The following is a 20,849-nucleotide window of genomic DNA, read 5'->3' as shown; positions in this document are numbered from 1 at the left end:
GCGAGTGTTCTCGCCGTAGATTTCATCGAGGGCGGGGATGGTTTGGGTGACCACGGCAAGGTGGCCGCGATAGGTGCGCAGGGTCTCGATGCTCTCGACCACGATGGGCATCTTGCCGAGGCGATTGAACTCGTCGAGCATGATCATCACTGGCCACGGCTCATCCGGTCCGGGATCTTTTTCCTGCATGGCCGAGAGAAGATCGGAGAAAAACAGCCGGATCAGGGGTGCGAGCGGCTTCACCATGAGGGGCTGGACGACGAGATAGACCGAAAAGGGTTTCTTGCGGATCGTCCGGAAATCAAAGTCCGACACGGCCGTCGCCTCATCGATGGCCGGGTTTTGCCATTGATCGAGCCCCGAGGTCATCAGGAGCGAGACATAGGAGGTCAGCGTATCGTTGTTGGTCGAGGCCAGCCGGGTGAAGATCAGCTTGGCGGCCCTGTTGTCCACCTCGTGGCCCCGCGCGAAATACTCCTTCTGCTTGTTCCCGCCCGACGCCGCGATGCGGTAAATCTCGCCCAAGGTGGGGCGCTTGCGCTGGAAGGCCAGCAGCCCTGCCGCCACGAGGAGATCGATCCCGCCTTTAAGCAGGCCCTGCACCCGGTCGTTGTCGCTCTGCAGGAAGAGCGTCGCCAGGAGCTGCAATTCCATCTGCTGGCGCGCGGGATCTTTCAGCTCGAAGATGCGCAGGAGCGGGTTGTAACGATGCGTGCGCTTGCCCTCCCAATCGGTGGGGGCAAAGCGATAGACCTTGTCGCCTTGGGCTGCGCGGTGGCGGGCCGTTGCCTCGAAACACTCGCCCTTCACATCGAGCGTCACGGCGGAGCCTTGCCAGGTCAGCAGGTTCGGAATGACAAAGCCCGTGGTCTTGCCGCGGCCCGTGAGGGCCACGATCAGCGCATGGGGGAAGACCTTGGAGCAGATGTAGTTGGCGCGGGAGCCCGGCGGCCCCAGCTTGCCGAGGATGAACCCGGTGCCCGGCGCCCCGAAGAAGCCATTGGCCTTCATCTCGCGCGCGGTCTGCCAATGGGTCTGGCCAAACCGTGTCAGGGCGGACCCTGAGAGGGCGAGGCTCAGCATCAGCCCGGCGGCGGCGAAGCTGCCGATGATCAAGTGAATAAGTTGCGCGTCCTCCGGGCGGCGATTGAGGATCGCCATGTAGTTCTGCGCGATATAGGCAAAGTCGATCTCGGCGCCGAAGCCGAGATCCTGGTAGGTCAGCACCGCCGAAGCGATCGTATAGCCCATGGCACCGGTCACCAGCGTTACCAACAAGACACCGGTCGCGATCCGCGCCTTTCCCATGGCGGCGCTCAATGGACGTGACCCCGCTCGGTCTCGCCATCCACGTCTGTGGTGCGGTGTTTTTCGTATTCGGTGTCGGCAAGATCATCGACCACCTGGCGCAAGGCCTCCGTGTTGGCCGTTGCTGCATCCGATTGCAGGTAGACCTTGGCGACATAAAGCCGGTCGAGGCGGTCCTCGAGAACCTTGTCCAGCGCATCGGCATCGCCGGATGTGAGCCGCTCGAGTTGACGGTCATCCAGCGCCCGCGCGATCTCGTCGCGGAAGGCGTCCCGCTCCGCCTCGGTCTCGAAGGGCGCGGACAACTCCCCCGCCCGCTCATGGTCCAGGACACGCGCAATCTCGTCTGCAAGGCGGTCGGCACGGTCAGACTGCGAAGCAGTTTCACCGCGGGCTGCGAGGAGTGCGTCGCGCGTGCCAAACCCAAGCCCGTCGCGCATCTCGTTTTCGCGGCGGACCTGATTGATGACCTCCGTGTCGCGTATCTCGACGACGGCCGCATAGGTCGCGCCGAGCCCGCGGGCGAGGTGGGACGGGATGTCCGGATAGCGCGCTCGTAAGTCATCCGTGACAGCATCTGCAACGGGCGTGCGGAGGTCGCGTCCCTCCATGATGCGGTCGACCTCGCTGGTGATCTCGCTGGCGCGGGCCACATCGGTGATGGTCTCCCTGTAGGGCTCAGACCGGTCGATCACATCGCCGGGGCGTGCGAGCAGATCCGGGTGTGCCTCGAGATACGCGCGCTGCTCCGTCTCGATCCGGCGCTCCGCCCTTGAGACAACCTCCCAGTCCCGGTCCTCGATCTGCTGCGCGGTCAGGCCCTCTGCGCGCATCTCCTGACGGATTGTCCCTTCCATCGCCCGCACCGCGCCCTCATGATAATGGAACTGCTCGCTGATCGGTTCCGCTTCCATGACGCCATCCCGGCGCAGCACGTTTTCCCGTTCCAAGAGCGTGCCGAGCGCGACATGCACATCGTTGAGACTGTCTCGCGCCTGTTCCAGATCGGCGCGGCGCCCGAGGTTCAGGTTCCGCGCCTCGGCCACTTTGGAGAGATCATTGGCGATCCATTGATGTTCGAGCGCTGCATTTGACGCGCCCGTCTCGATCCGGGCCACCACTTCCGATGTGCTGATCCCTGTGCCCCGTAGTGCCGCGTCAATGCGCGATCTCAGGTCGGGCTCGGCCAGTCGCTCGCGCTGGCTGGCGTCGATATTGGCTTCGGAATAGATCCCGCCCTCCGAGGGGGTCTCTGACAGCGTGGATGATCGCAGCNCCAGGAGCGGGTTGAATTCAAGGTCCCCCGCGTCCTGAGGCAGGCATGAAGGGCATTCCGTCCGGGGCGCTTACCCTCGGGCTGGCAGGTTTGATCCCCTTTTTCTGGGGCGCTCTGCTGATCCTCGGTCTCGACGCTGGCAGGCTGCCGTTGCCCGCGGCGCTGCAGGGCGACGGGCGTCTGGTTCTTCTGCGCTATGGCGGGATCATTCTGCCGTTCATGTCCGGCGTGCTCTGGGGTTTCGCGACGAAAACGACGGGCGCGCGGGCGACAATGGGATACGCCCTGTCGGTACTGCCCGCCCTGTGGTGGTTTTTCGCACCCGGTACGGGGCCGGTCAGCGCGCTGACGTCGCTGCTCTCAGGTTTCGTGGCCCTGCTGCTCTTGGACTATGCCTTCTGGCGGTGGGGACTGGCCCCGCGGTGGTGGATGTCCTTGCGGCTGCTGCTGACAGCCGGCGTCGTTCTGTCCCTTGGCGTCGGTATACTCGCATGAACGACAGGCGCACCTTCGACGTCTATGCCGAACGCGCGCAGGAATATGCAGACACCACCGCCCCCGGCATTCTGGATGATCCCTTGCTTGCCGATTTCATCGCTGGCCTGCCGCCGGGGGCGCGGGTTCTCGACCTGGGCTGCGGGCCCGGTGGGTTCGCGAAAGTGATGGCAGACGCTGGGCTCGACGTGGTCGCGATGGACCCGGTACCGGAAATGGTGGCGCTTGCCGCGGCTGCCGAAGGGGTTACCGCCCGCTTGGGCAGTTTCGACGATCTTGACGAAATCGATGCCTATGGTGGCGTCTGGGCCAACTTCAGCCTGCTGCATGCCCCGCGCACCGAAATGCCCCGGCATCTCGCTGCCATTCACGCGGCCTTGCGCAAGGGGGGAAAGCTGCACCTAGCCGTCAAAACCGGCAAGGGAGAGAAGCGTGAGAGCCTGGGTCGCCTTTACACCTATTATGAACCGGCGGAACTCACCTCTCTTCTCCGCCAGGCCGGCTTCGTGGTTCGCAAGACGACCACGGGCCGCGACAAAGGGCTGGACGGCACCATGGCGGATTGGATAGCAGTCGCAGCCGATGGCTGAGATATTTGCATACACAGATGGCGCCTGTTCCGGTAATCCCGGCCCCGGTGGCTGGGGCGCGCTGATCCGCGCCATGGACGGCGACCGGGTGGTGAAGGAGCGCGAGTTGAAGGGCGGCGAGGCGGCCACCACGAACAACCGGATGGAGCTTCTGGCGGCGATCAATGCGCTGGAAACCATGGCACGCCCCACCAAGCTGACGCTGGTCACGGACAGCAATTACGTCAAGAACGGCATCACCAGCTGGATTCATGGCTGGAAGAAAAACGGCTGGAAAAACGCCGCCAAGAAGCCGGTCAAGAACGCCGAACTCTGGCAGCGGTTGGACGCGGCCAATGCCCGCCATGACGTGACATGGAAATGGGTCAAGGGCCACGCGGGCCATCCCGAAAACGAACGCGCGGATGCGCTTGCCCGCGCGGGCATGGCCCCCTTCAAGCCATGACTTTGGTGGCGCTGCTGGATTACGCCTCGGTGCTGGTCTTTGCCATCACCGGCGCGCTGGTAGCGAGCCGGGCGCAACTTGACCTGGTGGGCTTTGCCTTTGTGGCCTGCCTCACGGCGCTTGGCGGTGGCACGATCCGTGACCTGCTGCTGGATCGCAATCCGATCTTCTGGATCGACAATCCGACCTACCTCGCCGTCGGGGTCTTTGCAGCACTCGTCGTCTTCTTTACGGCGCATCTTCTGGAAAGCAGGCTTCGCACTCTGATCTGGCTCGATAGTCTGGCGCTCTGCGTGGCCGTGGCGGCCGGGGCGGGCGTCGCTCTCGCGCTTGAGCAAACTGCAATCGTTGTCGTTCTGATGGGGATGATCACTGGCTGCATGGGCGGGCTCCTGCGTGATGTTGTCGTCGGTCAGGTGCCGCTGGTGCTGAAGCAGGGGGAACTCTACGTTACGGCGGCCTTCGCCGGTGCAGCCACGGCGGCTGCCCTTGCCGCCTACCTTCCGGCAGTGACGGCGCCGCTGTTGGCGGGGGCGGCTGTTACCTGGGTACTGCGGGCCGGATCGCTTTTCTGGGGATGGCACCTGCCTGTCTACAAGAGCAGCCCGCCGAAAACCTGAGGCTCAGCGCCGCCAGTGAAACGGCACGATGATCAGCGCCCCGATGGAGGAGGCGATGGCATTGAGCCCCGGGCTGCCGAAGCCGATGCCGAACATCAGCCGGACGAAATAGAACAGGAACGCGCCGCCGATGCAGATGATGATCGATTGCAGGATGCCATTGTGGGTAAATCCGGATTTTTCGCTGAGATACCCCACGATACCCGCAATCACGACCGTACCCATGATCGTTGGAAACATCGCCTATCCTCCGGTCAGGCGGGTACCCGCCGCGATCTGCATGCCACGTTGGAAGTCGGCCACGTCCTGTGCGGCTTTGCCGGCGCGCTGCAAACGGGTGAGCTGAACGGCACCTGACCCGCAGGCCACTGTAAGCGCCTCGTCCAGAACAAGACCGGCTGCGCCGGACCCTTCCGCAAGGGTGGAATGAAGCACCTTGATCCTCTGGCCTTCATGTTCGAACCACGCGCCCGGAAAGGGGGAGAGGCCGCGGATCTGCCGGTCCACCTCTTCCGCGGGGCGATGCCAGTCGATCCGGGCCTCGGCCTTTTCGATCTTCGAGGCGTAGGTCACGCCATCATCCGGCTGGGGGATCGGCTCCAGCGTTTCCAACCGCGCCAGCACGTCCACGATCAGATTGGCGCCGGAACGGGCCAGCCGGTCATGCAGGGCGGCGGTCGTATCCTCACCCGTGATCGGCATGCGCACGCAATCCAGAACCGGGCCCGTATCCAGCCCCGTTTCCATCTGCATGATACACACGCCCGTTTCATCATCCCCCGCCATGATCGCGCGGTGAATGGGCGCGGCGCCCCGCCACCGCGGCAGCAGGCTTGCATGGATGTTGAGGCAGCCCTGCGCAGGCGCATCGAGGATGGCAGCCGGCAAGATGAGACCATAAGCCACCACCACCGCCAGATCGGCGCCAAGGGTCGCGAATTCCGCCTGTGCCGCGGCGTCCTTCAGGCTAACCGGATGGCGTACGGTAAGGCCCAGCGCCTCTGCCCGCTGGTGTACCGGGCTGGGACGCGGGCGCTTGCCCCGCCCGGCGGGCCGGGGCGGCTGCGTATAGACACAGGCGATGTCATGCCCAGCGCCGTACAGCGCATCGAGAGCGGGCACCGAGAACTCCGGCGTTCCCATGAAGACGATGCGGCGCTGCTTTTGCCCGCTCATCGGGCGGCCTTCCGGGCGCGGCGCAACAGCATGTCCCGCTTGGTCTTGCTCAAGCGGTCGAAATACATCTTTCCGGCAAGGTGATCGATCTGATGCTGCACGGATGTCGCCTCCAGCCCTACGAAATCACGGCGCGTCACCATCCCGGTTTCATCGATGTAGCGCACGGTAACCCCCCGGGGTCGGGATATGCGCGCGGATGCGCCGGGCAGGTTGGGGCTCGCTTCATCATGGTCGTTCATGACCGCGGAGGCATCGATGATCTGGGGGTTTGCCAGCCGGATACGACGGTTGCGCCCCTGCGAGGCATCGACGACCGCAAGCTGCAACATGATCCCGATCTGTGGCGCGGCGAGGCCGACACCGGGCATGGCATCCATGGTATCTATCATGTCGTCCCAGATCGCGCGCACTTCGTCCGTGATCTCCTCCACCGGCTCTGCGCCGCGTCGCAGCCGGGGATCCGGCCAGGGTATACAGCGGCGGACGTTCACGGGCGTGGCGGCCTTGGCCGGCTGTCCGCAGGGGCGGCGTTCCGGTCGATGCGGTCATAGATCACCACACCGTTCAGATGATCGAACTCATGCTGGACCAGCACCGCCTCCACTCCGGAAAAAACGGCTTCGCTGCGGGTCATTCCCGGCCCGTCCCAGCGCAGGGTTACCTCCCGCGCGCGCGGAACCATCATGCTTTCGCGCGGGATGGACAGGCATGCTTCCTCGCCCACTTGCATCTCGTCGGACATCGTGATGATCTCAGGGTTCACGAAGGCCATAGGCGTAGGGATTCCGGTTTTCCAGCCTCCGTCGATCACGAAGACACGTTCGTGCCGCCCGACCTGCGGCGCCGCAAGCCCGCGCCCCGGGGCGGCATACATCGTGTCGAACATATCCGCGATGAGCGTATCGATGTCCGGCGTGATCTCGGCGACCGGCGCACAGTGAACACGAAGAAACGGATCGGGCCATTTCAGGATCGGCAGAACGCTCATTCGCGTGCAAGCTCCCGCTTCAGCTTCACCATCTTTCGCGTGATCATCTGGCGTTTGAGTGGCTTGAGATAATCGATGAAAAGCTTCCCGTCGAGATGGTCGATTTCATGCTGGACGCACGTCGCCCAAAGCCCATCGAAGGTTTCGCGCTGCTCCCGGCCCTCCCGGTCGAGCCATGTCACCTCAACCTCGGCGGGGCGGGTTACGTCTGCGAATTGCTCGGGGATGGACAGGCACCCCTCTTCGTAGGTGTTCAATGTGTCGGAGGATGCGACGATCTGCGGGTTGAACATCACCAGCGGGCGCGCGGCGACGCCTTCCTCCTTGACGCAATCCATCACGATCAGCCGCTCCAGCACACCGACCTGCGGCGCGGCAAGACCGATGCCCGGGGCATCGTACATGGTGGCCAGCATGTCGTCGGCCAACGCGCGCCGGGCGTCTGACAGATCATCGACGGCCTGGGCCGGCTTTTTCAACCGTGGATCGGGATGCAATAGGATCGGGCGTATCATGTCAGTGATTTAGGCGAAGCCTCGGGCTGCCGCAACCGGGGGCTTGCGGCCCGGGCGATTGTGGCTAGCCTGCCGGTCCGGGACAACAGGAGACATCCATGAGTTTTGACGAAATCATCGAGCGCCGCGGCACCCATTGCTCAAAATGGGACGCGATGGAGAAAGTCTACGGCGTTCCGGCCGAAACGGGCATTGCCATGTGGGTGGCCGACATGGATTTCCGCCCGCCCGAGGTGGTGCAGCAAGCCTTGCAGCGGCAGATCGACCATGGCGTGTACGGCTATTTCGGCGACGATTCCGAATACCTTGGCGCGATCCAGTGGTGGATGAAAAACCGCCACGGCTGGGATGTCGCGCCTGAGTGGATCTTTACGACACACGGGCTGGTGAACGGCACCGCCATGTGCGTGGATGCCTTTACCCAGCCCGGGGACGGGATCGTGTTGTTCACCCCGGTCTATCATGCCTTCGCCCGGGTCATAAAAGCGGCAGGGCGCGAAGTGGTCGAATGTGAACTCGCACTGGATGACGGGCGGTACACCTTCGATTTCGACAGCTACGACGCGCAGATGACCGGTCAGGAAAAAATGCTGATCCTCTGCTCTCCCCACAATCCCGGCGGCCGCGTATGGACCCGGGCGGAACTGCAGAGTGTCGCCGATTTCGCCAAGCGCCACGATCTGCTGATCGTTTCGGACGAAATTCATCACGACCTTCTGATGCCCGGGCAAAGCCATACACCGATGGCCCTGCTGGACGGGATCGAGGATCGGCTCATCGTGATGACGGCGACGACGAAGACCTTCAACATCGCGGGCAGCCATATCGGGAACGTCATTATCCCCCATGCCCAACTGCGCGCCAAATTTGGAAAGCGCATGGCCGCGCTTGGCCTGTCCCCGAACTCCTTCGGGCTTTTCATGGCGACAGCGGCCTACTCGCCAGAGGGCGCCGCCTGGGTCGATGATCTATGCACGTACCTCGACGGCAATCGCCGGGTCTTTGATGAGGCTATGAATGCGATACCCGGCCTGCGCTCCATGCCGCTTGAATCGACCTATCTGGCTTGGGTCGATTTTTCAGGCACGGGGATGGAGAGGGAGGAGTTCACCCGCAGGGTGGAACAGGACGCACAGATCGCGGTCAACCACGGGCCAACCTTCGGCAAGGGTGGCGAAGATTATCTGCGCTTCAATATCGCAACGCCCCGGGCACGGGTGGTGGAAGCCTGCGAAAGGGTGCGGCGCGCATTCGCTGACCTGCAATAGACATTCGCAGGTACCGAAAGGCCGCCCCGCTCAGATACCGATCAGCGCGACGGGTGCGTTGTCGTCGCGTACGAAATCGGCAGCGGGCCGGTCCGCAACCCGGGTCGCGCGTTTGAACTCGTAGTGCATTTCACCGTCGATCTCATCCACGGCGACGACGAGGCAGCGCATCAGATGTGTGGCCCCGTCATAGACATCGACAAGCCCGCGCAGCTGGGGCACCTCTTTGGGGTCCAGCGCAAAGCCGTTCCCCTTCATGCGCAGAATGGAATGGCGTGCGCCATCCACCTCGATCCGCAGCCGCGTCGCTTTTCTTATGCTGGCGGCCCGCGCAGCGTTGAGCCCGGCCCGAACTTCCGTCGATAACATCGCTTCCATATCCACACCCCCTCAGGTCAGGCTGCCGCAAGCATCGCAAACATCAAGTTAATTATTTGCGACAATCTGGGTCAGCCCCGTGATCCGGCAAGAAAATTTGAGGCCAAAGCACAGCGAAAGCCCTGCATGAAAGGCGTCTTTACTTGATCCGTGCGCCAATTTGCGTTTTGTCGCCGGAGGCGTCGCGAAAATGCGCAGCGGGCGAAAGCGGGGATATGTGTCGGGAAACATTAGGGAGCATGGCGGAGGATTGGACGCGGCCGCGAAACGATTCGGGGGCCACCGCGCCGATTGGATCGATCTTTCGACCGGCATCAATCCTCGGCCCTACCCAGTGCCCCGCCTGTCACCGGATAGCTGGACCGCCCTGCCCGACAAACGCGCACAGGAACGATTGATCGAGGCCGCGCGGCATTTCTGGAACGTGCCACCGGACGCTGCCTTGCTTGCCGTGCCGGGCGCCTCTGCCGCGATCGCGCAAATCCCCCGGCTGGCGTCGCCGGGGCGGGTCAGCATCGCGCAGCCCACCTACAACGAACACGGCGCGTCCTTCGCCGCCCACGGCTGGACAGAGGTCCCCGAGAGCGAGCAGGCCGAGGCCGCCGTCATCGTGCATCCGAACAACCCCGACGGCAGAACCTTCGACGCTTCGGCGCTGACCGCCCCATTGATGATTGTGGATGAAAGCTTCTGCGACGTGATGCCTTCCGCCAGCCTCATGCCCCATGCCACGAGGCCCGGTCTGCTGATCCTGAAAAGTTTCGGGAAATTCTGGGGCCTCGCCGGCCTCCGGCTGGGCTTCGTGGTGGGGGACCCGGCATTGATCGCGCGGCTTGCCGACATGCTCGGCCCCTGGCCGGTAAGCGGCCCCGCGCTCGAAATCGGCACGACCGCGCTGCGCGATACCGCCTGGGCGGAGGCAACCCATCAACGCCTGCGCGCCGATGCAGCCCGGCTGGATCAACTCGCCAAAAAGGCGGGCCTGCAGCTTGCGGGGGGCACCGATCTGTTTCGCCTCTATGAAACGCCGGATGCCGCGCTTTGGCAGGAACGGCTGGCGAGGCACCAAATCTGGAGCCGGACGTTCAGCTACGCGCCCCAATGGCTGCGCCTCGGCCTACCCCCGGCTGATGGATGGGCCCGGCTGGAGCAGGCATTGGCATGAACACCGCGCTCATGCTGGTGCTGGCTCTGCTGCTGGATGCCCTTCTGGGGGAGCCGGAGTGGCTCTGGCGCAGATTTCCCCATCCCGCGGTGCTCATGGGGCGGGCGGTTGGCTGGTGCGACCGACGGTTCAACAAGGGGGAACATCGCTTTCTGCGCGGCACGCTTTGCATGGCCGCTCTCATGACTGCCGCGCTGGTACTCGGCCTGCTTCTCGGCCTGTTGGGTCCGGTTGTCGAAATCATTGTCGCGGCGATCCTGCTGGCGCACCGCTCGCTGGTCGATCACGTGCGCGCGGTGGCGTCCGGATTGCGCCTGTCGCTCGCTGAAGGGCGGCGTGCCGTGGCGCGGATCGTCAGCCGGGACACAGCCGATATGGATGCCTCCGCGGTCAGCCGCTCCGCCATCGAAAGCGCCGCCGAAAATCTCAGCGACGGGGTGATCGCCCCCGCTTTCTGGTTTCTGCTGGGGGGGCTTCCCGGCCTGCTGGTCTACAAGATCGTCAACACAGCCGACAGCATGATAGGATACCGGACCCCCCGGCATGAAAAATTCGGCAAGGCAGCAGCACGGGCGGACGACCTGCTGAACCTGATCCCGGCACGGCTTACGGCCATCCTCATCGCGCTGCCGGCGGGGCGGATCGGGCAATGGCGCGACATCGCGAAGGATGCGGGCCGACACCGCTCCCCCAATGCGGGCTGGCCGGAAGCCGCTATGGCCCGGGCCATAGGAGTGGCGCTCGCCGGTCCGCGGGCCTATAACGGCGAATTGCAGCAGTTCGCGTGGGTGCACGGATCGGGGGCGCGATCCATCGGACCCGGCGCGATCGACGCTGCCGTCGCGCGCCTTTGGCAGGCATGGGCGCTGACGCTGGGCGTTGCCCTCATCCTTGGCCTGTCGCTGAATTGAAAGGTTCTTATGCGCCCCTTCTTCTTTCTTGCCGCAGCCGTTGGCATTGCCATTTCCTCCCCCGTCATTGCCCAGACACCCTGCGGCGGCAGCTTTTCCGAATTCGTCGACGGGTTGAAGTTCGAAGCCGTCGAAAAGGGCCATGATCCTGCTAGGGTGGACCGTTTCTTCGCCGGGGTCCGGCAGGATCCCGCCGTGCTGCGGGCCGATCAGGCACAGGGCGTCTTTCAGAAGCCATTCATCGAATTTTCCCGCCGCCTCATTTCCAATGACCGGATCGAGCGCGGGCGCGCGAATGCCAGAAAGCATGATACAACCTTCGACCGGGTCGAAGAGGAGTTCGGCGTCGACCGGCACGTCATCCTCGCGTTCTGGGCTTTCGAGACGGACTACGGTGCGTTTCAGGGGGATTTCAACACCGCGAACGCGCTGGTGACGCTGGCCCATGATTGCCGCAGGCCCGAGCTTTTCCGCCCGCAGGTGCTGGCGGCTGTCGAACTCTATGAAAAGGGCAATTTCGACCCCGCCCGCACGACCGGCGCATGGGCCGGAGAGATCGGGATGGTCCAGATGCTGCCCCGCGATATCCTCGAAAACGGTGTGGACGGCGACGGTGACGGGAAGGTCTCGCTCAAGACTTCGCCGGCGGATGCGCTAATGTCCGGCGGCAAGATGCTGCAAAGCCTTGGCTGGCGCGCAGGCGAACCTTGGTTGACCGAGGTTTCAGTGCCGTCCGATTTCGACTGGTCGCTGACCGGGCTGGAAACGCAGATGCCGGTTTCTGAATGGGCCGCACTGGGGGTAAACGCGCGGAACGGCGCGTTGCCCGAGGGGCTGACAGCCTCCCTGCTGCTGCCGCAGGGACGCGGGGGGCCTGCCTTCCTCGCCTATCCCAATTTCCGGGTCTATTTCGACTGGAACCAGAGCTTCACCTACGTCATGACCGCAGCCTATTTCGCCACGCGGCTTGCTGGCGCGCCCGTTTATGACGCGGGCAACCCCGATCCGGGCCTCGATGGCGCGCAGATGAAGCGGTTGCAGACCACCCTAAAGGAACGGGGCTACGATGTCGGCGGTGTCGATGGTATTCTGGGGGCAGGTACCCGCGCCGCTGTCCGGGCCGAACAGAAGCGGCTGGGCCTCCCGGTGGACGGCTGGCCCACACCCGCGCTATTGAACAGTCTCTGAGGAAAGCTTTATGCCGCTGAAAAAATCATCCGCCGATATGGTCGCCGAAGCACGGTCTCGTATCAGGGAAATAGAAAGCAGCGAAGCAATCCCCATGCTGGATGATCCGGAGGTCGTTTTCGTGGACTTGCGCGATCCCAGAGAACGTGAACGCACCGGGCACATCCCCGGCGCGTTCCACTGCCCGCGCGGCATGCTGGAATTCTGGGTGGACCCGGACAGCCCCTATTTCAAAGAGGTCTTCGCACAGGACAAGACCTTTGTCTTTCACTGTGCGTCAGGCTGGCGGTCAGCTCTGTCTGTCGCCACCCTGCAGGACATGGGGTTCGACGCCGCCCACCTCAGCGATGGGTTCACCGGTTGGACAAAGGCGGGCGGCCCGGTAGAGGGCAAGCCCGACTAAACCCTGCGCGACTGGCCGCGAAGCAATATTAAGCTGCCCTGAAGCTGCGAAGGGTCACGCCACCAGCGTCTCCGCCTTTTTCAGGTCCACGGAAACCAGCTGGCTCACGCCCTGTTCGGCCATAGTGACACCGAACAGGCGATCCATCCGCGCCATGGTCACCGCATGGTGCGTGATGATCAAAAACCGCGTGTCCGTCTGTCGACACATCTCATCCAACAGGTCGCAGAACCGTGTGACGTTGGCATCGTCGAGCGGCGCGTCCACCTCGTCGAGCACGCAGATCGGCGCGGGGTTGGCAAGGAAGACGGCAAAGATCAGGGCCATCGCGGTCAGCGTCTGCTCTCCTCCGGAAAGAAGGCTGAGCGTGCTCAACTTCTTGCCCGGCGGCTGGCACATGATCTCGAGCCCCGCTTCCAGTGGATCGTCGGATTCGACCATGACAAGGTTCGCCTCCCCGCCGCCGAAGAGGTGACGAAACAGCATGGCGAAGTTGGAGTTGACCTGCTCGAAGGCGGTCAGCAGGCGCTCCCGCCCTTCCCGGTTCAGGCTCGCGATGCCACTGCGCAGGGTGCGGATGGCTTCCTCCAGATCCGCCTTTTCGTGGGCAAGACCGTCGTGCTCCTCCTGCACCTCGCGCGCGTCTTCTTCCGCGCGCAGGTTTACCGCGCCCAAAGCGTCCCGCTGCCGCTTGAGGCGGGCAACCTCGCCGTCCAGCACCTCGGCCCCGCCGATATCAGCGGGCGTCACGTTCAGTCGGGTCAGCAATTGGTTGGGTGTAACCTGCTGGTCGTCCGCGATCCGTTCGGCCGCCTGTGCGACCAGATCACGCGCGGCTTCCGCGCGTGCTTCGGACCGTGCGCGGGCCTCGCGCGCCTCCGAAGCCGCGCGTTCCGCATCACGTTCGGCCTGCGTCGTCTCGCGCAGCGCAGCTTCCGCCGCGGTCTGGGCCGCGCTCGCCGCCGCGGCCCGCGATTCCGCCCGCGCGATTTCAACGGCGATTGCCTCTTGCTGCGTGGCGATCTGTGCCGGGGCCGCCTGCGCCCCGGCCAATTCCTTCTCGGAGGCTGACTTGCGCTCCACCAGTTCGGCACTGCGTTTTTCGGCGGTCTCCAAGCGGTTACGCCAGCCGGTCAAGTCCTTGGTGACCTGCTGCAGACGGCGGGCACGCGCCTCGCCTTCGCGGCGGAGTTCATCATGGGCAGAGCGGTGGGAAATCATCGTAATGCGCGCGGCCTCGACGGTCATGCGAAGATCATCGACCGCCGTGCGCGCCTGTGCGACGTCGCCAAGTTCCGCGAGCGCGCGCTCCGCCTCCTGCACGCGCCCCCGTGCCGCCATCGCCTCTTCTTCGTGGCGGCGCACCGCAAGGCCAAGCGCTTCCAGCCGCCCTTCGGCAAGGTTGCGGTCCGACTCCGCCCGGCTAAGTGCGCGACCCGCGTCGGCCATCGCCCGATCTGCCGCGCGACGACGCTCACGTGCGGCCCGGTCTGCCTCCGTTTCCTCGGCCAACTGGCGCTGGAGCGCGGCATGGGCATCCTCCGCCGCGCCGGCCCGCTGGGTGGCCTGTTCCAGTGATTGCTTCAGAACTTCGAGGCGGTTGAGCTGTTGCAGGCGCAGGGCTGCCGCCGAAGGCGCATCCTCTGCCCAAGCGCGATAGCCGTCCCAACGCCAGAGGTCTCCTTCGAGCGACACGAGCCGCTGCCCCGGTGCAAGCGCGGCCTGCAGTGCCGAACCTTCATCAGGCTCCACGAGGCCGATCTGATCCATGCGCCGTACGAGGACATCGGGCACCGATACATGCCCCGAAAGCGGCGTCACCCCATGCGGCAAGGGATGTGCCTGCGCATAGGGCGGCAGGACCGTCCAGCCGGAGGGACCGTCGGCATCGACCTCGGGGCTGCGCAGATCGTCCGCCAAAGCCGCCCCGAGCGCCTTTTCGAACCCCTGTTCGACCTGCAACCGATCAAGGATCTGCCCCCCTTCGGCAGTATCGCGGGCCACCAGCTTTGCAAGGGCGGAAGCCTCCGCGCTCAACGCATTCATCTCACCCTCGGCGGCGGACCGCTCCGCGCGGGCATCCGCTTCGCGCAGCTGCGTGGCTGCACGCGCGTCTTCCGCAGCCGTGAGGGCTTCGTCCGCCTCGGCGGCAGCCTGTTTTGCAGCCGTCTCCTCGGTGCCCGCTCTTTCGAAATCCTGATGCGCCTTGTTCAGTTCGTCCCGGCTGCGGGCCACGGCGTCCTGTGCGCGCTGCGCGTCCGCTGCGGATTTCGCTTCGGTCTTGCGGCTATCCTCCAACAGACGTTCGGCAGAAGCGTGACGGGCAATAAGCCGCGCCGTCTCTTCCGTGCGCGCCGTCAGGTCCGCCTCCCGTTCCTGAAGCATGTCGGCGGCCTCTCGCGCGGTCTCGCTCGCAGCCTCCAACGCCGCATCATGTCCCTCGGCTGCAGCGGTCAGTTCGGCCTGTTCGCTGTCCAACCGCTCGATGGTCTCACCTGCGTCGCGGTTCAATCCACTTTCGCGTTCGATGTCCCGCGCAAGCTGGGTGATCCTTCCGGTCAGCGCCTCGATAGCCGCCCGCGCGCGCGCCTCCTGATCGGCGAGCGTGTCGCGCTGCACGTTCAGACGTTGCACCATCGCGGCTGCAATCGTGGTTTCCTCGCGCAGCGCTGGCAGGGCATCCTCGGCAGCCTGCCGTTCCTTGCCCGCCCGCGTCACGACGCCCTCCGCCGCGGCGGTCGAACTCACCCTTTCCCGCAGTTCCGCATCCGCCCTTGCCCGGGCATCATCCGCATCGTGCCAGCGCCGGTAAAGCAACATGCCTTCCGCGCGGCGCAATTGTTCGCCGATTTCCCGGTACCGCGCCGCCTGCTTTGCCTGTCGCGCCAGCTGTGCAAGCTGGGCGGCGAGCTGTTCGATCACGTCGTCGACCCGGGAAAGGTTCGTCTCCGCCGCGTTGAGCTTCAGTTCCGCCTCATGCCGCCGTTGGTAAAGTCCGGAGATACCTGCCGCTTCTTCGAGGATACGCCGCCGGTTCCGGGGCTTGGCGTTGATCAATTCCGCGATTTGCCCCTGCCTGACCAATGCCGGGCTATGGGCGCCCGTCGAGGCATCGGCAAACAGCATCTGCACGTCGCGCGCGCGCACGTCCTTTCCCCCCGCCTTGTAGGCACTGCCCACGTCCCGGGTGATCCGCCGCACGATTTCAAGCTGATCGTTGTCGTTGAAGCCCGCAGGGGCGAGCCTTTCGCTGTTGTCCACGTGCAGGGCGACTTCGGCGAAGTTGCGGGCGGGTCTGGTGGCGGCACCGGCAAAGATCACATCCTCCATCCCGCCGCCGCGCATGGCAGTGGGGCGGTTTTCCCCCATGACCCATCGCAGAGCTTCGAGCAGGTTCGACTTGCCGCAGCCATTGGGCCCGACGACGCCCGTCAGGCCATCCGCGATGATCAGGTCCGTGGGGTCCACGAAACTCTTGAAACCGGTCAGCCTGAGTTTTGAGAAACGCACCGCAAGAGGTTCCCTGATTCCCGCATTGATAGCCAAAATGCAGGTTCAGGCAGGGCCCCGTCAACCGCGAGACACCAAAGAGAGGGTAAACCGCCACCTTATCCACAAGATATTGCGGCAATCCGCTCAATCACAGTCCAGAAGGCCGGTCGCCAGCGCCTGATCTCCGCGAACCTCCCTTACCTCACACCCGCTGACCAGTGCCATCGCCCGCGCGGCGCGGCCTCGGATTGGGCCGAAGCGGGGGGCGTATTCCATGTTGATCCGCATGGCTTCCGCCAGTTCGTCGCGCACACGCACACCGAATGTTGAGCCATCGACCGTGACACGGGTCGCGGGAAGATCGCGGAAGTGCGGGCCGGGCATGTTGCACCCGGCCAGGAACAAGGCGAGTGGGAAGAGGAACAGCGATTTCATCTGTCCGAGATTGCCCCCGAAAGGCTTACCCTTCCGTTAACGCCAGAAGAGAGAGGCATGAAACCGTTTGCCGCTTTGGCGGGGTGGTCATATATCTTGTCCAATCTGGGGGGTTCATGCCGTTTCAACCTGTCATTCCCGAAAAGCTGGCGGATGCCGTCGTGCGCCAGGTGGAGGAGTTGATCCTCCGCGGGATCCTGCGGCCCGGTGAGCGGCTGCCTTCCGAACGCGATCTGGCATTGCGTCTGGGCGTGTCGCGCCCCTCCCTGCGGGAAGCGGTGATGCAGCTGCAGGATATCGGGTTGCTCACGACGCGCCCGGGGGCCGGGGTCTATGTCGCGGATGTTCTGGGAAACGCCTTTTCCCCGGCTCTCGTCGAACTTTTCGCACGTCACGACGAAGCCGCGTCCGACTACCTGTCTTTCCGGCGGGACATTGAAGGGCTCGCCGCGGAACGTGCGGCCCGGCTGGGGACCGACACGGATCTTCAGGTAATTCAGACGGTTTTCGACAAGATGCGCGCCGCCCACGCGAAGCGCAGCCCCGATGAAGAGGCCCGGCTCGATGCGCAGTTTCACATGGCCATCGTGGATGCCAGCCACAATGTCATCATGCTGCATATGATGCGTTCGATGTACGATCTGCTGCGCGAAGGTGTCTTTTACAACCGGCAGATCATGTTCCAGCAGCGGACCACCCGCGCCGCCCTTCTGGATCAGCACGGCGCGATCAATACGGCCCTGCAGGCCCGGGATCCCGGGGGCGCACGGGCGGCGGTGGAATCCCATCTCGACTTCGTGGGGCGCGCGCTGGCGGACGCGCAGAAGGCCGCGCGGCACGACGTGATCGCGCGTCAGCGGTTGCAACACGAACAACAGGGCGGGAAATGAAAAACCCCGGCGCATGGCCGGGGTTTTCTGACTTTCGAAGCGGTAGGCGCCTCAGTGCAGCTTGGCGTCGACCTGACGGATGGCATCGTCGATCAGCGCATTGCCTTCGGCGGCGGTCATCTGCTTGGCGATGACTTCCCGCGCTGCGGCAACGGCGATGGTAATCGCCTGATCGCGCACTTCCTTGACCGCGGCAGCCTGTGCCGAACCAATCTGGTCCTCGGCAGCCGCCATCCGACGCTCAAGCGATTTTGCCAGATCGGCGCGCGCCTTTTCTGCCGCCTTCTGTGCATCGTCCTTGGCCGCGGATACGATCCGGTCGGCCTGATCTTGCACTTCCTTCTGCTTGCGCTCGTAGCTGGCCAGCAGAGTCTGCGCCTCTTCGCGCAGGGCGCGGGCCCCTTCGAGCTCGCTCTTGATACCGTCCGCCCGCTTGTCGAGCATTCCGGCAAGCATCGTCGGAACCTTGAAGTAGATCAGGATCGCGATGAAGAGCAGGAACGCCAGCAGAACGATGAAATCGGTGTTCTTGAGCGAGAAAAAAACCTCGCCCGCCGCCAGAGCGGGGGATGCGACCAACCCGGCGAAAGTGGCTGAAAGAATGAGACGCATGGTTTACCCTTTCATCCGGCTATCGACCGCGGCGGAAACCGTTTGCGCGTCGGCTTTGCCGCCAAGTGCCGCGACCAGTTCCTGTGCGGTATCCTTTGCCACGGCGCGGACGTTATCCATCGCGCCGGCGCGGATTTCCGCGATGGCCTTTTCGGACTCCGCCGATTTCGCGGCTATTTCAGCATCGGCCTTGGCGATTGCGGCATCCAGATCGCTCTGGATTTCGGCCTTCGCCTCGGCGACGATACGGTTCGCTTCGGCACGGGCATCCACCAGCGCCTTGTCATAGGCAGCTTCGGCTTCGCTCGCCTTGACCTTCAGGTCTTCGGCAGCTGCGATGTCGTTGCTGATCGTGCCCTGACGTTCGGCCAGAACACCGCCGATACGTGGCAGGGCCACGCGCGACAGGATGAAATAAATCGCCAGCAGAGCCAGCAGAAGCCAGAAAATCTGGTTTCCCCAGGTCTCGAAGTTGAGCTGCGGCATGCCGGGTGCGTCGGCGGCCTGGGTAGCGACGCCCGTTGCATCGGCCAACCCGTCATGTGTCACTGTATCAGTTGCCATTTCGGCGTCTCCCTGGAAACTCTGCCGTTACTGTCGGGCAGGCCCGTAAAGCGCCCGCCCGTTCGTAAGGATGTCGGTTTCTAAGGCTTAGACAGCGAACATCAGCAGAAGCGCGACGAGGAACGCGAAGATCCCCAGGGCTTCCGCAAAGGCGATGCCGATGAACAGTGTGGCTGTCTGGCCGGTCGCTGCCGACGGGTTGCGCAGTGCGCCGGACAGGAAGTTGCCTGCAACTTGGCCAACACCGATAGCGGCGACGCCGGAACCGATTGCTGCCAGGCCTGCGCCGATGTGTGCGAGATCGCCTTCCATGTGAATTCTCCTTACGATTGGAAGTTGAGTAGGTGAGCGGTGAAAGTCGCCCGTGTCAGTGTGAGGGGTGCAGCGCGTCCTTGAGGTAAACACAGGTCAGGATCGTGAAGACATAGGCCTGAATGAAGGACACGAGAATTTCGAGTCCGTAGATCGCCGTGATCGCGACGACGGACAGGGGACTGATGACCGCAATAGCCGCAAAGCCAGCGAATACCTTGATCACCGCGTGGCCGGCCATGACGTTACCGGCAAGACGGATGGAGTGGCTGACAGGGCGCACGAAGTAGGAGATCAGCTCAATGATGGCGAGGATCGGGCGCAGCGCCAGCGGGGCGGAAGCCACCCAGAAAAGGCCAAGGAAAGCCGTGCCGTTCTTGACGAAGCCAAGGATCGTCACGGTCAGGAAGACCGCAAGCGCCAGTACCACCGTCACGGCAAAATGCGAAGTCGGCGTGAAGGAGGCGGGGATCAGACCGAGGAAATTCGCGGTAACGATGAACATGAACAGCGTCATGATGTAGGGGAAATACTTCAGCCCTTCCTTGCCGCAGATGTCTTCGACCATCTTGTGAATGAACCCGTAGGCCAGTTCAGCGACGGACTGCATCCGCGTCGGCACGATGGACCGCTTGGACGTGCCGAGCACGAGCAACGCGAATACGGCGACAACCGCCAGCGCCATCCATACGGCGGCATTGGTGATCGTGTACCATGCGACCCCGCCATCGCCGAAAAAGGGAAGAACCTCGAACTGGTCCATCGGGTGGAACTCCAGTCCGCCCTTTTCCTCAACCGCGCCGTCCGTAACCACTGTTGCCATTTCAGGCCCCTTCGTCTGTGCCGCCCCGGGGGGCTGCGATACCGTCGGCCTCTTCGGCCACTTTCTTTTCCTGTATCTCGCGTGCGGAACGAAGCATCGTCTTCACCCCGGCCGCGAGACCCAGCATGATGAACACAACCATGAAAATCGGCATCGTCCCGAAGAGGACATCAAGCCCATATCCAATGCCGAAACCGATCCCCAGACCGGCAACGAGTTCGATCACCATGCGCCAGGCCAGATTGGCCTGAGAATAATGTTCATCCTGACGGGGCTTTGGCGCGCCGCGCTTCTTCGCGGCGGCGATCCGGGCGTCGAGCTGCTGCATCTGCTGCTTTCGATCGCCGTCCGACACGCCTTTAGCCTCCCAGAATATGTTGCGCTGGTGCTACTCCGGCACCGCGCCGGAGTCAACGCAAGCTGATAGGCGGTCAACATGCTGACATAAATAGATAATTATAGAACCCGGTGTGCAGGCAGGCTGCGGCTAAACGCGCCAACGCCGTCGATCAGCCCGTTATCCATATTCAACCTATCGGTTGACGATAGGTCCGGGCCGGGGCACTGCGGTACCATGGCTCACTCCCTCGATACCGTTTTCGCGGCCCTTGCAGATCCGACCCGGCGCCGGATCCTCGGCATGCTGCTTGAAGACGACATGGCGGTGACCGACGTGGCCGAACCGTTCGAGATGTCGCTTGCGGCGATATCGAAACACCTCACGGTGCTGACGGCGGCGGGGCTCATTTCTCAGGAAAAGAGGGGGCGGGTCAAATGGTGTCGGCTGGAGCCGGACGCCCTGCGCGACGCCTCGGTCTGGATGCAGGGCTTCGGACAGTTCGAACCGGTCAATCTGGATGCGTTCGAGCGGTTTCTCGAAAGCGAACTGCCGGGAGGCGAAAAAGGGCCGTCAGAGTGAAGCGCCCGCGCGACCGTCTCGCCGCGCGGCGCCACCGTCGGATATCAGAATACGAAGCTTACGATAGCCAGAA

25 protein-coding genes and 1 pseudogene are annotated in these 20,849 nt (G+C 63.8%); 11 read left to right on the top strand and 15 right to left on the bottom strand.

All coding sequences use genetic code 11. From position 1 onward, the window contains the following. Nucleotides 1-1,308, bottom strand: a 1,308-nt coding sequence (locus A3728_RS10400) for a type IV secretory system conjugative DNA transfer family protein (RefSeq protein ID WP_067923118.1), incomplete at its 3' end; no start/stop codon positions are given. Nucleotides 1,309-1,316: 8 nt separating this feature from the next. Further along, a pseudogene (locus tag A3728_RS10395) lies at nucleotides 1,317-2,588 on the bottom strand (endonuclease); the annotation flags it as partial. A 41-nt stretch (nucleotides 2,589-2,629) separates the two neighbouring features. On the opposite strand from A3728_RS10395, the gene A3728_RS10390 reads away from it, so the two are divergent. Genes A3728_RS10390 through A3728_RS10375 form a run of 4 tightly spaced genes read left to right on the top strand, consistent with a single transcriptional unit; the run spans nucleotide 2,630 to nucleotide 4,734 of the window. Beyond that, nucleotides 2,630-3,079 carry a DUF3429 domain-containing protein gene (locus A3728_RS10390; protein WP_067923114.1) on the top strand — a complete coding sequence of 150 codons (450 nt, stop codon included), beginning with the start codon at nucleotides 2,630-2,632 and terminating at the stop codon, nucleotides 3,077-3,079. Further along, complete coding sequence (locus tag A3728_RS10385; RefSeq protein WP_067923111.1) at nucleotides 3,076-3,669, top strand: class I SAM-dependent methyltransferase; 594 nt, start codon at nucleotides 3,076-3,078, stop codon at nucleotides 3,667-3,669. Before A3728_RS10390 ends, A3728_RS10385 begins: the two co-directional genes overlap by 4 nt. Next, the gene (gene rnhA, locus A3728_RS10380; protein WP_067923107.1) at nucleotides 3,662-4,114 is read left to right on the top strand and encodes a ribonuclease HI; all 453 of its coding nucleotides are present in this window, start codon (nucleotides 3,662-3,664) and stop codon (nucleotides 4,112-4,114) included. The genes A3728_RS10385 and rnhA overlap by 8 nt, the downstream gene beginning before the upstream one ends. Continuing rightward, nucleotides 4,111-4,734: a trimeric intracellular cation channel family protein gene (locus A3728_RS10375; RefSeq protein WP_067923104.1), complete on the top strand. Its 624-nt coding sequence runs from the start codon at nucleotides 4,111-4,113 to the stop codon at nucleotides 4,732-4,734. Before rnhA ends, A3728_RS10375 begins: the two co-directional genes overlap by 4 nt. 3 nt (nucleotides 4,735-4,737) lie before the next feature. Here the strand turns inward: A3728_RS10375 and A3728_RS10370 are convergent, their stop codons facing one another. Genes A3728_RS10370 through def (A3728_RS10350) form a run of 5 tightly spaced genes read right to left on the bottom strand, consistent with a single transcriptional unit; the run spans nucleotide 4,738 to nucleotide 7,416 of the window. After that, on the bottom strand, nucleotides 4,738-4,974 hold the full coding sequence (locus A3728_RS10370; RefSeq protein WP_067923101.1) for a hypothetical protein: 237 nt from the start codon (nucleotides 4,972-4,974) through the stop codon (nucleotides 4,738-4,740). 3 nt (nucleotides 4,975-4,977) lie between these two features. Continuing rightward, complete coding sequence (fmt, locus tag A3728_RS10365; RefSeq protein WP_067923098.1) at nucleotides 4,978-5,910, bottom strand: methionyl-tRNA formyltransferase; 933 nt, start codon at nucleotides 5,908-5,910, stop codon at nucleotides 4,978-4,980. Continuing rightward, entirely contained in the window at nucleotides 5,907-6,404 is a 498-nt protein-coding gene (gene def, locus A3728_RS10360; RefSeq protein WP_067923095.1) for a peptide deformylase, read from the bottom strand. The genes fmt and def (A3728_RS10360) overlap by 4 nt, the downstream gene beginning before the upstream one ends. Beyond that, the gene (def, locus tag A3728_RS10355; RefSeq protein WP_067923092.1) at nucleotides 6,401-6,901 is read right to left on the bottom strand and encodes a peptide deformylase; all 501 of its coding nucleotides are present in this window, start codon (nucleotides 6,899-6,901) and stop codon (nucleotides 6,401-6,403) included. Before def (A3728_RS10355) ends, def (A3728_RS10360) begins: the two co-directional genes overlap by 4 nt. After that, nucleotides 6,898-7,416: a peptide deformylase gene (gene def, locus A3728_RS10350; RefSeq protein ID WP_067923090.1), complete on the bottom strand. Its 519-nt coding sequence runs from the start codon at nucleotides 7,414-7,416 to the stop codon at nucleotides 6,898-6,900. Before def (A3728_RS10350) ends, def (A3728_RS10355) begins: the two co-directional genes overlap by 4 nt. A gap of 98 nt (nucleotides 7,417-7,514) precedes the next feature. On the opposite strand from def (A3728_RS10350), the gene A3728_RS10345 reads away from it, so the two are divergent. Next, on the top strand, nucleotides 7,515-8,684 hold the full coding sequence (locus tag A3728_RS10345) for a MalY/PatB family protein (protein WP_067923087.1): 1,170 nt from the start codon (nucleotides 7,515-7,517) through the stop codon (nucleotides 8,682-8,684). A 30-nt stretch (nucleotides 8,685-8,714) separates the two neighbouring features. Here the strand turns inward: A3728_RS10345 and A3728_RS10340 are convergent, their stop codons facing one another. Beyond that, nucleotides 8,715-9,062 (bottom strand): hypothetical protein, encoded by a 348-nt coding sequence (locus A3728_RS10340; protein ID WP_067923084.1) that lies wholly within the window; start codon nucleotides 9,060-9,062, stop codon nucleotides 8,715-8,717. A gap of 190 nt (nucleotides 9,063-9,252) precedes the next feature. Here A3728_RS10340 and cobD point away from each other — a divergent pair, with 190 nt between their 5' ends. The 4 genes from cobD to A3728_RS10320 are packed head-to-tail and all read left to right on the top strand — an operon-like array spanning nucleotide 9,253 to nucleotide 12,729. Further along, nucleotides 9,253-10,227, top strand: coding sequence for a threonine-phosphate decarboxylase CobD (cobD, locus tag A3728_RS10335; RefSeq protein WP_201722155.1), 975 nt, complete (start codon nucleotides 9,253-9,255; stop codon nucleotides 10,225-10,227). After that, nucleotides 10,224-11,138 carry an adenosylcobinamide-phosphate synthase CbiB gene (cbiB, locus tag A3728_RS10330; protein ID WP_067923081.1) on the top strand — a complete coding sequence of 305 codons (915 nt, stop codon included), beginning with the start codon at nucleotides 10,224-10,226 and terminating at the stop codon, nucleotides 11,136-11,138. Before cobD ends, cbiB begins: the two co-directional genes overlap by 4 nt. 9 nt (nucleotides 11,139-11,147) lie before the next feature. Further along, a complete protein-coding gene (locus tag A3728_RS10325) occupies nucleotides 11,148-12,326 on the top strand; it encodes a lytic murein transglycosylase (protein ID WP_067923079.1) in 1,179 nt (392 codons plus the stop codon). A 10-nt stretch (nucleotides 12,327-12,336) separates the two neighbouring features. Then, nucleotides 12,337-12,729 carry a rhodanese-like domain-containing protein gene (locus tag A3728_RS10320; RefSeq protein WP_067923076.1) on the top strand — a complete coding sequence of 131 codons (393 nt, stop codon included), beginning with the start codon at nucleotides 12,337-12,339 and terminating at the stop codon, nucleotides 12,727-12,729. A 54-nt stretch (nucleotides 12,730-12,783) separates the two neighbouring features. Here A3728_RS10320 and A3728_RS10315 read toward each other — a convergent pair whose 3' ends face one another. Both A3728_RS10315 and A3728_RS10310 read right to left on the bottom strand, forming a co-directional pair. After that, nucleotides 12,784-16,239: a chromosome segregation SMC family protein gene (locus A3728_RS10315; RefSeq protein ID WP_067923127.1), complete on the bottom strand. Its 3,456-nt coding sequence runs from the start codon at nucleotides 16,237-16,239 to the stop codon at nucleotides 12,784-12,786. A 126-nt stretch (nucleotides 16,240-16,365) separates the two neighbouring features. Continuing rightward, nucleotides 16,366-16,656, bottom strand: coding sequence for a hypothetical protein (locus A3728_RS10310; protein ID WP_067923073.1), 291 nt, complete (start codon nucleotides 16,654-16,656; stop codon nucleotides 16,366-16,368). A gap of 116 nt (nucleotides 16,657-16,772) precedes the next feature. Between A3728_RS10310 and A3728_RS10305 the strand changes: the two genes are divergently transcribed. Next, a complete protein-coding gene (locus A3728_RS10305) occupies nucleotides 16,773-17,546 on the top strand; it encodes a FadR/GntR family transcriptional regulator (RefSeq protein WP_067923124.1) in 774 nt (257 codons plus the stop codon). A gap of 51 nt (nucleotides 17,547-17,597) precedes the next feature. Here the strand turns inward: A3728_RS10305 and A3728_RS10300 are convergent, their stop codons facing one another. The 5 genes from A3728_RS10300 to A3728_RS10280 all read right to left on the bottom strand — a co-directional run bounded on the left by A3728_RS10300 (nucleotide 17,598) and on the right by A3728_RS10280 (nucleotide 20,185). Beyond that, the gene (locus A3728_RS10300) at nucleotides 17,598-18,158 is read right to left on the bottom strand and encodes a F0F1 ATP synthase subunit B (protein WP_067923070.1); all 561 of its coding nucleotides are present in this window, start codon (nucleotides 18,156-18,158) and stop codon (nucleotides 17,598-17,600) included. Nucleotides 18,159-18,161: 3 nt separating this feature from the next. Next, nucleotides 18,162-18,722 carry a F0F1 ATP synthase subunit B' gene (locus A3728_RS10295; protein WP_067923067.1) on the bottom strand — a complete coding sequence of 187 codons (561 nt, stop codon included), beginning with the start codon at nucleotides 18,720-18,722 and terminating at the stop codon, nucleotides 18,162-18,164. An 87-nt stretch (nucleotides 18,723-18,809) separates the two neighbouring features. Continuing rightward, on the bottom strand, nucleotides 18,810-19,034 hold the full coding sequence (locus A3728_RS10290) for a F0F1 ATP synthase subunit C (protein ID WP_067923064.1): 225 nt from the start codon (nucleotides 19,032-19,034) through the stop codon (nucleotides 18,810-18,812). 55 nt (nucleotides 19,035-19,089) lie between these two features. Then, nucleotides 19,090-19,857 (bottom strand): F0F1 ATP synthase subunit A, encoded by a 768-nt coding sequence (locus tag A3728_RS10285; protein WP_067923061.1) that lies wholly within the window; start codon nucleotides 19,855-19,857, stop codon nucleotides 19,090-19,092. A gap of 1 nt (nucleotide 19,858) precedes the next feature. After that, nucleotides 19,859-20,185: an AtpZ/AtpI family protein gene (locus A3728_RS10280; protein WP_443069059.1), complete on the bottom strand. Its 327-nt coding sequence runs from the start codon at nucleotides 20,183-20,185 to the stop codon at nucleotides 19,859-19,861. A gap of 246 nt (nucleotides 20,186-20,431) precedes the next feature. On the opposite strand from A3728_RS10280, the gene A3728_RS10275 reads away from it, so the two are divergent. After that, a complete protein-coding gene (locus tag A3728_RS10275) occupies nucleotides 20,432-20,776 on the top strand; it encodes an ArsR/SmtB family transcription factor (RefSeq protein WP_067923054.1) in 345 nt (114 codons plus the stop codon). Nucleotides 20,777-20,849 lie beyond the last annotated feature (73 nt).

It is taken from the genome of Sulfitobacter sp. HI0040, assembly GCF_001634885.1.
Lineage (GTDB): Bacteria > Pseudomonadota > Alphaproteobacteria > Rhodobacterales > Rhodobacteraceae > Sulfitobacter.
Note: the sequence above shows the minus strand (reverse complement) of the source record. Positions and strands in the feature narration are given on the sequence as shown.

Coding starts and splice junctions, on each gene's coding strand:
- A3728_RS10390 (WP_067923114.1), top strand. CDS start 2,630: ATGAAGGGCATTCCGTCCGGGGCGCTTACCCTCGGGCTGGCAGGTTTG.
- A3728_RS10385 (WP_067923111.1), top strand. CDS start 3,076: ATGAACGACAGGCGCACCTTCGACGTCTATGCCGAACGCGCGCAGGAA.
- rnhA (WP_067923107.1), top strand. CDS start 3,662: ATGGCTGAGATATTTGCATACACAGATGGCGCCTGTTCCGGTAATCCC.
- A3728_RS10375 (WP_067923104.1), top strand. CDS start 4,111: ATGACTTTGGTGGCGCTGCTGGATTACGCCTCGGTGCTGGTCTTTGCC.
- A3728_RS10370 (WP_067923101.1), bottom strand. CDS start 4,974: ATGTTTCCAACGATCATGGGTACGGTCGTGATTGCGGGTATCGTGGGG.
- fmt (WP_067923098.1), bottom strand. CDS start 5,910: ATGAGCGGGCAAAAGCAGCGCCGCATCGTCTTCATGGGAACGCCGGAG.
- def (WP_067923092.1), bottom strand. CDS start 6,901: ATGAGCGTTCTGCCGATCCTGAAATGGCCCGATCCGTTTCTTCGTGTT.
- def (WP_067923090.1), bottom strand. CDS start 7,416: ATGATACGCCCGATCCTATTGCATCCCGATCCACGGTTGAAAAAGCCG.
- A3728_RS10345 (WP_067923087.1), top strand. CDS start 7,515: ATGAGTTTTGACGAAATCATCGAGCGCCGCGGCACCCATTGCTCAAAA.
- A3728_RS10340 (WP_067923084.1), bottom strand. CDS start 9,062: ATGGAAGCGATGTTATCGACGGAAGTTCGGGCCGGGCTCAACGCTGCG.
- cobD (WP_201722155.1), top strand. CDS start 9,253: ATGCGCAGCGGGCGAAAGCGGGGATATGTGTCGGGAAACATTAGGGAG.
- cbiB (WP_067923081.1), top strand. CDS start 10,224: ATGAACACCGCGCTCATGCTGGTGCTGGCTCTGCTGCTGGATGCCCTT.
- A3728_RS10325 (WP_067923079.1), top strand. CDS start 11,148: ATGCGCCCCTTCTTCTTTCTTGCCGCAGCCGTTGGCATTGCCATTTCC.
- A3728_RS10320 (WP_067923076.1), top strand. CDS start 12,337: ATGCCGCTGAAAAAATCATCCGCCGATATGGTCGCCGAAGCACGGTCT.
- A3728_RS10310 (WP_067923073.1), bottom strand. CDS start 16,656: ATGAAATCGCTGTTCCTCTTCCCACTCGCCTTGTTCCTGGCCGGGTGC.
- A3728_RS10305 (WP_067923124.1), top strand. CDS start 16,773: ATGCCGTTTCAACCTGTCATTCCCGAAAAGCTGGCGGATGCCGTCGTG.
- A3728_RS10300 (WP_067923070.1), bottom strand. CDS start 18,158: ATGCGTCTCATTCTTTCAGCCACTTTCGCCGGGTTGGTCGCATCCCCC.
- A3728_RS10295 (WP_067923067.1), bottom strand. CDS start 18,722: ATGGCAACTGATACAGTGACACATGACGGGTTGGCCGATGCAACGGGC.
- A3728_RS10290 (WP_067923064.1), bottom strand. CDS start 19,034: ATGGAAGGCGATCTCGCACACATCGGCGCAGGCCTGGCAGCAATCGGT.
- A3728_RS10285 (WP_067923061.1), bottom strand. CDS start 19,857: ATGGCAACAGTGGTTACGGACGGCGCGGTTGAGGAAAAGGGCGGACTG.
- A3728_RS10280 (WP_443069059.1), bottom strand. CDS start 20,185: ATGCAGCAGCTCGACGCCCGGATCGCCGCCGCGAAGAAGCGCGGCGCG.
- A3728_RS10275 (WP_067923054.1), top strand. CDS start 20,432: ATGGCTCACTCCCTCGATACCGTTTTCGCGGCCCTTGCAGATCCGACC.